This window comes from Mycobacterium seoulense (genome assembly GCF_010731595.1).
GTDB classification, from domain to species: Bacteria; Actinomycetota; Actinomycetes; order Mycobacteriales; family Mycobacteriaceae; genus Mycobacterium; species Mycobacterium seoulense.
Genome location: NZ_AP022582.1, coordinates 1355193 through 1367478, shown reverse-complemented (window position 1 = coordinate 1367478; position 12286 = coordinate 1355193). Strand labels below are relative to the sequence as shown.

General features: G+C 68.9%; 13 protein-coding genes and 1 pseudogene. 8 read left to right on the top strand and 6 right to left on the bottom strand.

Annotated elements, in window-relative coordinates; translation table 11 throughout:
- Positions 1-13: 13 nt before the first annotated feature.
- Positions 14-1432 (bottom strand): multicopper oxidase family protein, encoded by a 1419-nt coding sequence (locus G6N37_RS06175; RefSeq protein ID WP_163684691.1) that lies wholly within the window; start codon positions 1430-1432, stop codon positions 14-16.
- A gap of 46 nt (positions 1433-1478) precedes the next feature.
- Positions 1479-2219, bottom strand: coding sequence for an arsenate reductase/protein-tyrosine-phosphatase family protein (locus G6N37_RS06170; protein ID WP_197745728.1), 741 nt, complete (start codon positions 2217-2219; stop codon positions 1479-1481).
- Between the two features lie 64 nt (positions 2220-2283).
- Between G6N37_RS06170 and G6N37_RS06165 the strand changes: the two genes are divergently transcribed.
- From G6N37_RS06165 to G6N37_RS06135, 6 genes and pseudogenes are all read left to right on the top strand, one after another.
- Entirely contained in the window at positions 2284-3531 is a 1248-nt protein-coding gene (locus G6N37_RS06165; protein ID WP_264065457.1) for an APC family permease, read from the top strand.
- Positions 3532-3569: 38 nt separating this feature from the next.
- Positions 3570-3896: an ArsR/SmtB family transcription factor gene (locus G6N37_RS06160; RefSeq protein WP_163677410.1), complete on the top strand. Its 327-nt coding sequence runs from the start codon at positions 3570-3572 to the stop codon at positions 3894-3896.
- Positions 3893-5402: pseudogene (gene arsB, locus G6N37_RS06155) on the top strand (ACR3 family arsenite efflux transporter). The gene G6N37_RS06160 and the pseudogene arsB overlap by 4 nt, the downstream one beginning before the upstream one ends.
- Positions 5403-5428: 26 nt before the next feature.
- Entirely contained in the window at positions 5429-5836 is a 408-nt protein-coding gene (locus tag G6N37_RS06145) for an ArsI/CadI family heavy metal resistance metalloenzyme (RefSeq protein ID WP_163677400.1), read from the top strand.
- Between the two features lie 46 nt (positions 5837-5882).
- A complete protein-coding gene (locus G6N37_RS06140; protein ID WP_163677396.1) occupies positions 5883-6380 on the top strand; it encodes a flavin reductase family protein in 498 nt (165 codons plus the stop codon).
- Between the two features lie 2 nt (positions 6381-6382).
- The gene (locus G6N37_RS06135; protein ID WP_232075314.1) at positions 6383-7072 is read left to right on the top strand and encodes a pyrimidine reductase family protein; all 690 of its coding nucleotides are present in this window, start codon (positions 6383-6385) and stop codon (positions 7070-7072) included.
- Positions 7073-7101: 29 nt separating this feature from the next.
- On the opposite strand, the gene G6N37_RS06130 is transcribed toward G6N37_RS06135, so the two are convergent.
- The 4 genes from G6N37_RS06130 to csoR form a co-directional block, all read right to left on the bottom strand.
- On the bottom strand, positions 7102-7686 hold the full coding sequence (locus tag G6N37_RS06130) for a hypothetical protein (protein WP_163677393.1): 585 nt from the start codon (positions 7684-7686) through the stop codon (positions 7102-7104).
- A gap of 36 nt (positions 7687-7722) precedes the next feature.
- Positions 7723-10074 (bottom strand): copper-translocating P-type ATPase, encoded by a 2352-nt coding sequence (locus tag G6N37_RS06125; RefSeq protein ID WP_163684683.1) that lies wholly within the window; start codon positions 10072-10074, stop codon positions 7723-7725.
- Between the two features lie 62 nt (positions 10075-10136).
- Complete coding sequence (locus G6N37_RS06120; protein ID WP_163684681.1) at positions 10137-10415, bottom strand: DUF1490 family protein; 279 nt, start codon at positions 10413-10415, stop codon at positions 10137-10139.
- Positions 10416-10488: 73 nt separating this feature from the next.
- Positions 10489-10845, bottom strand: a complete 357-nt coding sequence (gene csoR / locus G6N37_RS06115) for a copper-sensing transcriptional repressor CsoR (RefSeq protein ID WP_163677389.1) — start codon at positions 10843-10845, stop codon at positions 10489-10491.
- A 114-nt stretch (positions 10846-10959) separates the two neighbouring features.
- On the opposite strand from csoR, the gene G6N37_RS06110 reads away from it, so the two are divergent.
- Positions 10960-11712, top strand: coding sequence for a DUF2182 domain-containing protein (locus tag G6N37_RS06110; RefSeq protein WP_163677386.1), 753 nt, complete (start codon positions 10960-10962; stop codon positions 11710-11712).
- Between the two features lie 195 nt (positions 11713-11907).
- Complete coding sequence (locus G6N37_RS06105; RefSeq protein WP_163677383.1) at positions 11908-12249, top strand: hypothetical protein; 342 nt, start codon at positions 11908-11910, stop codon at positions 12247-12249.
- Positions 12250-12286: the final 37 nt, after the last annotated feature.

Genomic DNA, 12286 nt, shown 5'->3' with positions numbered 1-12286 from the left:
GCGGTCGCCGGGGTCATCCGGTGTTGAGCAGCAGCATCAGGCCGTAATCCATGTGGATCTGCTGGTGGCAATGCAGCAGCGACAGGCCGGGCTGATCGGCGACGAAGTCGACGTCCATGCTCTGGTAGCCGCCCAGCATCGCGACGTCCTTGCGCACGCCGGCCGTTGGCGCGCCGGCGAATTGGGTGATTTCGAACGTGTGCCGGTGTAGATGCATCGGGTGCAGGTCGTCGCTGGCGTTGCGGAAGCGCAGCCGGTAGCGCCTGTCGCGTTCCAGGGTGAGCACCGGACGGTTGGCGTCCATGGAAAACGGTGTGCCGTTGAAGGTCCACACGTTGAACCCGTTGTCGGCGGCGTTGCGCTTCTCGATCAGCAGCACGATCGTGTGGTCGGGCGGCGGGACGGGCGCCGGCCGCGCGAACAGCCGGTAATCCCACGTGAACGGCGGCGGTAACACCCACTGCGGATCCCCGCCGCGTCCGGCGTATTCCACGACGACGCCCATCCCGTGCCCGCGGTCGTCGTCGGACACGTCCCCCAGCACCCACACCCCCGGGTTGGTCATGGACACCAGCGCCGAAACACGTTCGGCCGCACCGAGCCACAGCACCGGGACCGGCGCGGGGTTGGGCACCGGGTTGCCGTCGAGTGCGACCACGGTGAACGTGTGCCCGGGCAACGCCAGGCTGCGGGTCTCGGTGGCGCTGCCGTTCAGCACGTGCAGCAGCACCCGCTGGCCGGTGCGCACCCGGATGGGGTCGCCGTGGCCCAGCATCCGTCCGTTGACGGCGAACGCCCCGTAACTGACCTCGAAGCCGCGCGGGTCGCCGCGGCCGAGCGACGCCGCCATCGACGATTCGCCCCCGTCCTTGAGGTCGGGCTCGGGGTCGCCGGCCAGGAAGTCCGCGGCCATGTCGCCGCCGCGGACGAAACTGGGGTCAAACTCCTTGAGCGTCAGAAAGACTTCTTGGTCGTAGGCACCGAAGTTCTGTTTGGGTTCGATGTAGACCGGGCCGACCAGGCCGCTGTATTGGCCGCGGGACAGGTCGGCGCGTGGCACGACGTGGGTGTGGTAGAAGCGGAAACCCGCCGGGCCGGGGACGAAGGAGATCCGCCGCATGCCGTGCGCGGGGATGTAGGGCGTTCCCTCCTCGGCGGAGCCGTCGACGTCGGCGCCGACGTGCTGGCCGTGCCAGTGCAGCTGCTCGGGGGAATCGGTGTCGTTGAAGACATCCACCGCCGCCCGCCGGCCCTCGGTGAACCGCAGCAGCGGGCCGGGGAATTGGCCGTTGTAGGTCAAGGTCGACGCGACGTGGCCAGGCGCCAATTCGACTGCGCCGGTGCCGATCCGCAGCGTGTAGTCGGCCTTACCGCCGGGTGGTGTCCGCCCGCAGGCGGTCGCGGCACCGGCGCTTCCGGTTGCGGCCAGCATCGCCAGCCCGCCCCACTTGAAGAAGTCACGCCGATCGAGCGACACGTCATCGCCCCCGCGGATTAGCGTCGAGGGCGGGCAACAGGAAGTCGATGCGGTCCTCCAATTCGCTTGCCACCCGGTCGAATTCCCGATAGCCGGCGCCCGGGGCCGACGGGTCGGGCAGGCTCCAGTGCGTCGTCGTGTCCAGGCCATGGTCGTGTGCGTACTCGCGGACCTTGTCGCAGAGGGTGATCACGCAATCGAAGCGGCGCCGGGCCACCGCGGTCAACGGTTGCGGCCGGCGCCCGGCGAGGTCGATGCCGTACCTGTCGCGCATGATGCGTATCGCGTCGGGGTGCAGGTGCGGTTTGGGATGGCTGCCCGCGCTCGCGGCACGAATGCGGCCCTGCCCGCGGCGCTGAAGCAGAGCCTCGGCCATGGGTGAGCGCGCGCTGTTGCCGGTGCACAAGAACAGCACCGACCGCGCCGCGGGCGTGGCGACGGGCTGCGGCGCGAGCGCGGGATGCAGCGCGGCGGCCGCGTCCCGGAATGCCCCGGCGCATCCCGTCAGGCTCAGGCGGTAGTAGGTGTCGCGGCCGTCGAAACTGCTGCGCCGCGCGTCGACCAGCCCGGCCGAGCGCAGCAGCCGCAGGTGATACGAGACCAGGTTCTGCGGCTCGTCCACGGCGGCGGCCAGCTCCCGCACCCGGTGGTCGCTGCCGGCGAGTTCGGTCAGCAGCGCCCAGCGCACCGGATGCGACGCCATCCGCATCAGCGACGGAACCGCCGTCTTGCCAGCCACCATCCCGGCGAGAATACATCAAACTCATTTGATAGGTTTGCCGATGCGTGCGCGGTGAGGAGACCCATTGGCCGACAACCACACCGGTGAGCTTCGCCGAAGCCTGGGCGTGTTCGACGCGGTGACGATCGGACTGGGCTCGATGCTCGGGGCCGGGATTTTCGCCGCGCTCGGCCCCGCGGCCCGCGCCGCGGGCCCGGGACTGCTGCTGGGCCTGGCGGTCGCCGCGGTGGTGGCGTACTGCAACGCCACCTCGTCCGCCCGGCTGGCCGCCCGCTACCCCGCATCCGGTGGCACCTATGTGTACGGCCGCGAGCGGCTGGGTGAGTTCTGGGGATACCTGGCGGGGTGGGGCTTCGTCGTCGGCAAGACCGCCTCGTGCGCCGCGATGGCCCTGACCATCGGCTCGTACGCGTGGCCGTCGCACGCCCACCCGGTTGCCGTCGCCGCGGTGGTGGCGCTCACCGCGGTGAACTACGCCGGGGTGCAGAAGTCGGCATGGCTGACCCGCCTCATCGTCGCGCTCGTGCTGGCCGTGCTGGCCGCGGTGATCGTCGCCGCGTTCACCTCGGGAGCGGCCGGCGCCGAGGCGCTTCGCCCGGTCGGCACGACCGTGGGTGGGGTGGTTCAGGCCGCCGGGCTGCTGTTCTTCGCCTTCGCCGGCTACGCGCGCATCGCCACCCTCGGCGAGGAAGTGCGCGACCCGGCGCGCACCATCCCGCGCGCCATACCGGTCGCCCTCGCCATCGCCCTGGCCGTCTACGCCCTGGTGGCGGTGGCCGCGCTCGCGGTGCTGGGGCCACAACGCCTCGGCCAGGCGACGGCGCCGCTGGTCGACACGGTGCGGGCGGCCGGGACGGGCTGGCTGGTCCCCGTCGTGCAGGTGGGCGCGGCGGTCGCGGCGCTCGGCTCCCTGCTGGCGTTGATCCTGGGCGTCTCGCGCACCACGTTGGCCATGGCCCGCGACCACCACCTGCCCCATGCGCTCACCGCCGTCCACCCGCGGTTCGGGGTGCCGCACCGCGCCGAGTTGCTGATCGGCGCCGTGGTGGCGGTGCTGGCCGCCACCGTCGACCTCAGGGGCGCAATAGGTTTTTCGTCGTTCGCCGTGCTGATCTACTACGCGGTCGCCAACGCCTCGGCGGTCACCCTCCGGCCGGGCGAGGGCCGGCCGGTCCCGGCGATCCCGGTGATCGGGTTGATCGGCTGCGTCGTGTTGGCGCTGGCGATGCCGCCGGCGTCGGTGCTGTCCGGCCTGGTGGTGCTCGCGATCGGTGTCGCCGCCTACGCGATTCGGCGGATCCGGGCGAAGTAGGGGTGGCGCCCTGATTCGATAAGTGTTTATATAGAAGCATGTCGAAACAACAGCTCGCCTGCTGCCCGGGCTTGGCGACGGCCGCCATGGACGAGGCACAGGCCACGGACTTGGCGGCGATGTTCAAAGCGCTGGGCGACCCGGTGCGACTGAGGTTGCTGAACCTGATCGCCAGCCACCCCGGCGGTGAGGCCTGCGTCTGCGAGATATCGGCGACCTTCGACGTCTCGCAGCCAACGATCTCCCATCACCTCAAGCTCCTGCGCTCGGCGGGACTGCTGGACTGCGAGCGGCGCGGCACCTGGGTGTACTACTGGGTGATTCCGGGTGCGCTGCAGCGACTTTCGTCGGTGCTGAAGCCATGACCGGAACCCACGCCGCGGCGTCCCCCGCGGCGACGGCGACGACCCGGCTCCCCCTGTTGGACCGACTCCTGCCGGTATGGATCGGCGCGGCGATGGCCGCCGGCCTGCTGCTGGGCCGGATCTTTCCACATCTCAATTCGGCCCTGGGCGCCGTTGCCGTCCAAGGTATTTCGCTCCCGATCGCCATTGGCCTGCTGGTCATGATGTATCCGGTGCTGGCCAAGGTCCGCTACGACCGGCTCGACGAGGTCACCGCCGACCGCAAGCTGATCGTGTCCTCGGTGTTGCTCAACTGGGTGGTCGGTCCCGCGGTGATGTTCACGTTGGCCTGGGCACTGCTGGGCGACCTGCCCGAGTACCGCACCGGCCTGATCATCGTCGGCCTGGCTCGCTGCATCGCCATGGTCATCATCTGGAACGACCTGGCCTGCGGGGACCGGGAGGCCGCCGCCGTGCTCGTCGCCCTGAATTCGCTGTTCCAGGTGGTCATGTTCGCCGCGCTGGGCTGGTTCTACCTGTCCGTGCTGCCGGGCTGGCTGGGCCTGCCCCAAACCGGAATCCACGTCTCTCCATGGCAGATCGCCAAGGCGGTGCTCATCTTTCTCGGCATTCCGCTGTTGGCCGGCTACTCCTCACGCCGGCTGGGTGAACGATTCCGGGGCCGCGACTGGTACGAGACGCGGTTCCTCCCCCGCGTCGGTCCGTGGGCCCTGTACGGGTTGCTGTTCACCATCGTGATTCTCTTCGCCCTGCAGGGCCATGCGATCACCTCCCGGCCGTGGGACGTGGCCCGCATCGCGATCCCGCTGCTGGCCTACTTCGCGATCATGTGGGCGGGCGGATATGCCCTCGGGCTCCTGCTGCGCCTCGGCTACGCCCGCACCGCGACCCTCGCGTTCACCGCCGCGGGCAACAACTTCGAGCTGGCCATCGCGGTGGCCATCGCGACCTACGGCGTCACGTCCGGGCAGGCGCTCGCCGGGGTGGTCGGCCCGCTGATCGAGGTGCCCGTCCTCGTCGGCCTGGTCTACGTGTCGCTCGCGCTGCGCGCCCGGCTGTTCACCGAAGACTCAACACGAGGAGCCCCCGCCGATGACCGGTAAGCCCAGCGTCCTGTTCGTCTGCGTGCACAACGCCGGGCGCTCACAGATGGCCGCCGCGCTGCTGAGCAGGATGGCCGACGGCCGCATCGAAGTCCGTTCCGCGGGAACGCAACCCGCCGACGAGGTCAACCCCGTTGCGATTGCCGCCATGGCGGAACGGGGCATCGACATCACCGCCGCCAACCCGACGATCCTCACCGGCGAGGACGTGCAGACCAGCGACGTCGTGATCACCATGGGCTGCGGCGACACCTGCCCCTACTTTCCCGGAGTGTCCTATCGCGACTGGAAGGTGCCCGACCCCGCCGGCCAACCCCTGGCCACCGTGCGTGCCATCCGCGACGACATCGCCAGGCGCGTCGAGGAGCTGATCGCCGAACTCCTGCCCACCACAACCCCATAGCCCGCACCGGAAAGAAAGGACACACCATGTCTCGTGTGCAACTCGCCCTCAACGTGGACGACCTCGAGGAGGCGATCGCGTTCTACTCCAAGCTGTTCGACGCGGAGCCGGCCAAGGTCAAACCCGGTTACGCCAACTTCGCGATCGCCGAGCCCCCGCTCAAACTGGTGCTGCTCGAAAACCCGGGCCACGGCGGCAGCCTCAACCACCTGGGCGTCGAAGTCGCCTCGAGCGACACCGTGCACGCCGAAATCGCCCGCCTCGCCGAGGGGGGGCTGGTGACCGAGGAGGAACTCGACACCACCTGCTGCTTCGCCAACCAGGACAAGGTTTGGGTCACCGGCCCGGGCGGAGAACGCTGGGAGGTCTACACCGTCCTGGCCGACTCCGACACCTTCGGAGCCCCCGCCGACGAACCCTGCTGCCAGGCCTAGGGGCACCGCCGGGTTCCGCCGCGCCTCGAACGGGAAGACTGAGCGGATGACCGACCGGGGAGAAGACGCGTTCGAAAAGCTGGTAAGCCTGCTGAACTACCCGATGTTCGTGGTGACCACGCGGGCCGACGACGTCGCGGCGGGCTGTCTGGTCGGATTCGCCAGCCAGACCAGCATTCACCCGCCCCGGTTCCTGGTCGGCCTGTCCAGGAAGAACCACACGTTCCGGGTCGCCGGCAACGCGACGCACCTGGCGGTGCACGTGTTCGACCACGACCACCTCGGCATCGTGGAGCTCTTCGGCAGCCAAACCGGCGACACGATCAACAAGTTCGACCGGTGCTCGTGGCACAGCGGCCCGGCGGGAGTGCCCATCCTCGACGACGCCGCCGCATGGTTCGTCGGCGAGGTGATCGAGCGGTTCTCGCTGGGCGACCACGTCGGGCATCTGCTCGCGCCGGTCGACGGCCAGCCGCCGCGAGAACTCGAGAGCTGGGTGTCCTTCGGCGACGTCCGCCACCTGGAACCCGGCCACGAGGCGTAGCGGTGGCTCCCCGGGTGGGCACCGTGGCCGGCGTCGCCGAACTCGCATCGTTCTACGCCGAACCCCCGCAAGGGGTGCGGGCCAACATGATCTTCAGCGCCGACGGCGCCGCCGCGTTCGGCGGCCGGGCGGGCCCGCTGTCGTGTCCCGTGGATCAACAACTCCTGAAGATCCTGCGCGGCTTCGCCGACGTCGTCCTGGTGGGCGCCGGGACCGCGCGCGCCGAGAACTACGGCCCGGTGCGGCTCGTCGATCCGGGGCGAAGCGCACCGCCCCCGATCGCGGTGATCAGCCGCAGCGGCCAGCTGCCCCCGAGGCTGTTCGGTGACCCCGACCGGCCGCCGATCCTGGTGACGTGCGCGCGCTCGGCGGCGGCCCGAGACGCCGGCGACGACGGGCGACGGCAGGTGCTGCTGGCCGGCGAGGAATCCGTGGACGTCGCGCTCGCCGTCGCGCTGCTGCGCGCGGGGGGTATGCACCGCATCCTGTGCGAGGGCGGGCCGACCGTGCTCGACGAGCTGGTGGAAGCCGACGTCGTCGACGAGATCTGCGTGACTGTGGCCCCCAAACTGGCCGCCGGCCAGCCGGTGGGTCAGCGCCTGACGCCGTCGGCCCTGCCCGTACCGGTGCCGATGCGCCTCGAACACGCGCTGGTCTGCGACGACTACCTGTTCTTGAGATACCGCCGCTGATCAAACGGGGACGCTACCAACGGGTGATGTCAGCGCGGTCCCATCATGCCCCCGGGCCCCATCATGCCGCCGGGCCCTCTCATGCACCCGGGCCCCATCATTCCCCGCATCATCGCCGGCATGCCGTCGCGCACGAACCCGGTCACCTCACGGGCGTGGGCACGAATCACCTCGGCGAGCGCGGGATCATCGGACGTTTCCTCGGCGATGACGCCCGTGGGAGTAAGCGTCAGCTCCCGGCGGTAACCACCGGCATTGCGGAACAGCGTCGGCAGGCTCTGGCTCATACACATCACCTCTGTGCCCTGATCCAGATGCGCATACATGCTCGACACGTGCGCGTGCAGTTGCGCGGCGAGATCGGGAATCGCCGACTCGGTCGTGGTGCGAACGCCGCCGGGTATCTCCTCAACTGTGCGGGTGATCTCCGTGTGCCGGTTGAACATGTCCATGTAGAGCCGCATGTCGGCGTGACCGGCGCCCATCATGCCGCCGCAGTCGGTCAAGCGGATCCGCAAGGCGGGCCCGGCGGCGACGCGCAATGCGTATCCGATGCCCACCGCCGCGGTCGCGCCGAGCGCCGCGAGCGCCGTCCGCCGCGTGAATTCGGCCATCTGCACACCTCCTGGGATCAGTACTCTCCGAACGCCTTAAATACCAACGGTTTTCGAGTCGGCATCGTCTACCTTCTGGGCAACCTCACGACCGAAGCGGCGAAGCCGCAACGAGTTGGTCACCACGCTGACCGAGGAGAACCCCATCGCAGCACCAGCCACCACGGGATTCAGCGAGCCCAGGGCGGCAAGCGGGATAGCAGCGGTGTTGTACCCGAAGGCCCACCCGAGGTTCTGATAAATGGTGCGCAGGGTTTGCCTCGACAGCTGGATCGAGCGCACCACACCATCAAGGCGATCGGACATCAGCGTGATATCGGAGGCCTCGATGGCCACGTCGGTGCCCGTGCCGATCGCGATGCCGAGATCGGCTTGCACCAGGGCGGGGGCGTCGTTGACGCCGTCGCCGACCATCGCGACCACGCGACCCTCGTCCTGCAGCCGGCGCACCTCGGCGACTTTGTCCTGCGGCAATACCTCGGACAGCACGCGGTCGATGCCGAGCTGTTCGGCGATCGCATGAGCCGTGCGGGCGTTGTCACCGGTGATCATGGCGACCTGCAGGCCCATGTCGTGCAGCTGTCGGACTACGGCGGCGGCATCGTCTTTCACCGTGTCGGCCACGGCGAGCACACCGACGACGTGGCCGTCCTGGGCAACGAATACCGCGGTGCGACCCTGCCCTTCCAGCTCGGCGGCCGCCGCGGCGAGGTCGCCGGTCAGCTGCAGATCCTGCTCGTCGACGAGCTTGCGCCGTCCCACGACCACCGACTTGCCGTCGACCTCTGCCCGCACCCCGTGTCCGGCGATATTTGTAAACGCCGTGGCGGCCGGAACTTTCAGCTCCCGTTCGCGCGCGGCGGCGACAATCGCCGCGCCGATGGGGTGTTCGGAGCCCGACTCGACCGCGGCGGCGATCCGCAACACCGGATCGGGCTGGCGCCGCTTGCCGACGACGATGTCGGTCACCCGCATCTGGGCCCGGGTGAGGGTGCCGGTCTTGTCGAACACCACCGTGTCGACCTTCTTCGACGCTTCCAGCACCTCGCCACCCTTGACCAGGATCCCGAGGTCGGCGCCCCGCCCGGTCCCGACCATGATCGCCGTCGGGGTGGCGAGACCAAGCGCGCAGGGACAGGCAATGATCAGCACCGCGACCGCGGCGGTCATACCGGCGACCGGGTTGGCGGCGATCAGCGTCCAGCCCGCAAACGTCGCGACCGCAACGCCGATGACCGCCGGGACGAACACGGACGAGACCCGGTCGGCCAGCCGCTGTACCGGGGCCTTACCACCCTGCGCCTGTTCCACCAATCGGACGATGTGGGCCAGCGCCGTATCCGCCCCGACCGCGGTGGCGCGCACGGTCAAGACTCCATCGGTGTTGACCGTCGCTCCGGCAACGTGGTCACCCACCGACTTTTCGACCGGAACCGACTCGCCGGTCAACATCGACTCGTCGACGGCCGCGCGCCCGTCGACGACCTCGCCGTCGACGGGAATCTTCTCGCCGGGGCGCACTCGCACCAGGTCTCCGACTCGGACCTGATCGATCGGCACGCGCCGCTCGTCACCGTCGACGAGCAGCGTGGCCTCCTTGGCGCCCATCTCCAGCAGCTTGCTGATCGCCTCTCGCGCCTTGCCGTGGGCCCTGGCCTCGAAATACCGGCCCAACACCACGAACGCGATGATCAGCGCCGAGGTGTCGAAGAACAGGGGGCCGCCGACGAACAACTGCGCGGTGGAGTAGACGAACGCGGTCAGCGTGCCCAGCGCGACCAGCGTGTCCATGCTGGACGTCAATGCCCGCGCCTGCTGTACCGCCCCTTTGAGGAACGGCCACCCGGCGACGAACTGCACCGGCACGGTGGCGGCGAACGCCAACCACCCGGCCCAGGGATAAGCACCGAAGAGCATCGTCGACGCCATCGCGACCAGACCCAAGGGGAAGGCCAGCAACACCCGACGAAGCCATGTGCGTCGCTCGCGCCTACTTTGCTCGTCCGGCGACAGCGCTACCCCGGTGACCGGTGCGGAACCGCAGCCGCCGCAATTCGCGGCATCGGCCGAACCCTCGGACGTGCGGTGGCGCAGGCCCAGAAGCGCCAGCCCGATCCCGCCGGCGATCCTGCGCACCACACCTGTCTTGGGGATGTCGGCGGAGTGCGGGGCGCGCGCGGGGACCGACTCCGCGGGGACGTGTTCGGCGTCGCCGATCGCCGACAACACGGCAGCGGTGTCGCACTGCTGGGGCGAATACCAGATCACGACCGACGCCGTCCGCGGATAGGCTTGGACGGCTTGCACGCCGGCCACCTTGGCGACCGTCTCCTCGATCGCGACGGCCCGGACCGGGTCGACATCAAACCCGTTGACGTGCACCCGCATTCGCCCGAACGCGTTGGACACGACCTTCAACGCGACGTCGACGTCGCACAGGACACCAGTGGTCATTCGTCGTCGCCCGAGCCCGCAACCGTCAGCGGTGAGCCTTCCTGCCCGGCACGCTCTCTCGCCTCGGCCACCACATCCGCGACCGTCAATCGAGCCTGCTCGGCGCTCTGGCCCGCCTTGCGCTCCGCCTCGCGGACGACGCGCATCCCCCAGGCGGTAGCCATCACGGTCGCCTTCCGCCACGGCGCTTTCGCCAAGGCCTCGTAGGCGGCGACCCCAACCACGCCGGTCACCACCGTGGGCATCGCCTTTGCCACAAATCCATGCACCGCCATCGTTTTCACCGATCCCTTCGTGTTGTTGCCCGGCTCAAGGGTGCCGTCGCCGGCACTACGAATCCGGTCCTCATCACCGGTTTCCCGCCGTCGCCGGTTCGTTGTCCGCAGCCTCGCCGACCGCGGCGCCGGTCAACTGCGCCTGTGGGCCCGTCAATGCGGGCGTGAACTTGACCGCATCGATCAATTCGTCGATGGCGGCCGGGCCACGGCCATCGAGCACCGCGGCGGAAAAACAGGTCTCAAGGTGGTTGTGCAACATCACCCGGTTGGCGCGCTCGAGCGAGGACTGAACCGCGGAGATCTGCTTCATCACATCCACGCAGTACGCGTCGGACTCCACCATCCGGATGATCCCGTCGAGATGGCCCCGAACCGTCTTGAGCCGATTCAGCGCCGCGCGCTTCTTATCCGTCAACTCGTCGCCCATGACCTGCTCCCTCCTGGTGCCGTACGGACCAATCGCCTTCACCGTACCCTACCCCACCCGGGGTGGGGTAGGGTCCCCATCAAATTGCGCTGGGCATCAACGAAGGGAGTGGTCGTGGACGGCAGCCAACAACGGGGGTGGACGTGGACCGACATCTGGTTGCCGGCAATCCTGCTGGCGATAGCGGGTCTCGGTTGGTGGTGGTCGGTAGCCGGCGCCGCGGCCATGCCAGGCGACTCGATGCGGATGAATGCCCAGTCTGCGATGTCGCTGGTCGCGTTCCTCATCGCATGGGCGGCGATGATGGCCGCGATGATGCTGCCGCCCGTCCTGCCCGTCGTCCGGCGCTACGCCCACGCCGCCGCCGACGAGGCCGCGCCGGCGATCATGTTCGTCACCGGATATCTGGGCGTGTGGGGCGCCGTGGGCGTTCCGGCCTACCTGGCTTCAATCCGCTTGGATCCGATGGTCCACACGTGCTCGTGGGTCGGCCGCGTCGCCGGTGCGGTGGCAGTGCTCGCGGGTCTGCATCAGCTCACGCCCTTCAAGGCGACATGCCTGCGGCATTGCCGATGGCCGATGTCCGCGCCCGGCGGATCCGGCCGCCTCGGCGGGGCGGGCCGCGCACTTCTCGCCGGAGGCCGGTACGGCGTCTACTGCGTAGGCTCCTGCTGGTTGCTCATGTTGTTGATGATCGCCTTCGGCACAATGCAATTGGCATGGATGGTGGCGCTCGCGGCGGTGATCTGGCTGGAAAAGTCGACCCCCTTCGGCGACCAGCTGAGGCGCCTGACGACGGCGATCCTGGTACTTCTGGGTATCACGTTGCTGGTCCACCCGACACTTGTCAGCCACCTCATCTCCTGATCTCGGCCGTGCAGGCCGCAGCGGGTGGCACCCGGGGCCGAGTTGTCGGTCCACCGCTCGACATGCAGCCGAGGGAGCGGCTTCCTATGATGGAAAGGCCCGGTTGCACACTGAAATCGAATCGCCTCAGCGGCATCGTATTCAGTTCCTCGCCGTCCACTTTCTCGAGCCGCACAGAGGAGGACCATCGGCCAGGTGAGCAGCTCAAAAGACGACCACGATTACCGCAACCTGGCGGTGAACCGGCTGCGGCCCAGCGAACTTCAATGGGCGCTGAACCATGACGCCGTGCACGGAATCGCGTACGCCTTCAAAAATCCCGTCGCCGTCGCCGAATCCATCGACGATCCGGACGACGACCGACTGACGTATCTCGTCCGGGTCAAGCGCGACGACCTGGCCAACGCCCTGGGCAAGATCAACGACTGGATCACCGAAAACCCCGGCCCCGCCGGGATGCAGGCCTTCGGATTCGTCCGCGCCCTGTCCCGCGAGGGGCTGACCGAACGCACCAGCGGTGACGACGAACTCCGTTGATCCCCGTCACCGAATGAGCTGGCTTTCGCTATTCGCC

Excerpts from the sequence above, each read along its gene's own strand:
- G6N37_RS06175 (WP_163684691.1), bottom strand. The coding sequence starts at position 1,432 with ATGCTGGCCGCAACCGGAAGCGCCGGTGCCGCGACCGCCTGCGGGCGG.
- G6N37_RS06170 (WP_197745728.1), bottom strand. The coding sequence starts at position 2,219 with ATGGTGGCTGGCAAGACGGCGGTTCCGTCGCTGATGCGGATGGCGTCG.
- G6N37_RS06160 (WP_163677410.1), top strand. The coding sequence starts at position 3,570 with ATGTCGAAACAACAGCTCGCCTGCTGCCCGGGCTTGGCGACGGCCGCC.
- G6N37_RS06145 (WP_163677400.1), top strand. The coding sequence starts at position 5,429 with ATGTCTCGTGTGCAACTCGCCCTCAACGTGGACGACCTCGAGGAGGCG.
- G6N37_RS06140 (WP_163677396.1), top strand. The coding sequence starts at position 5,883 with ATGACCGACCGGGGAGAAGACGCGTTCGAAAAGCTGGTAAGCCTGCTG.
- G6N37_RS06130 (WP_163677393.1), bottom strand. The coding sequence starts at position 7,686 with ATGGCCGAATTCACGCGGCGGACGGCGCTCGCGGCGCTCGGCGCGACC.
- G6N37_RS06125 (WP_163684683.1), bottom strand. The coding sequence starts at position 10,074 with ATGCGGGTGCACGTCAACGGGTTTGATGTCGACCCGGTCCGGGCCGTC.
- G6N37_RS06120 (WP_163684681.1), bottom strand. The coding sequence starts at position 10,415 with ATGGCGGTGCATGGATTTGTGGCAAAGGCGATGCCCACGGTGGTGACC.
- csoR (WP_163677389.1), bottom strand. The coding sequence starts at position 10,845 with ATGGGCGACGAGTTGACGGATAAGAAGCGCGCGGCGCTGAATCGGCTC.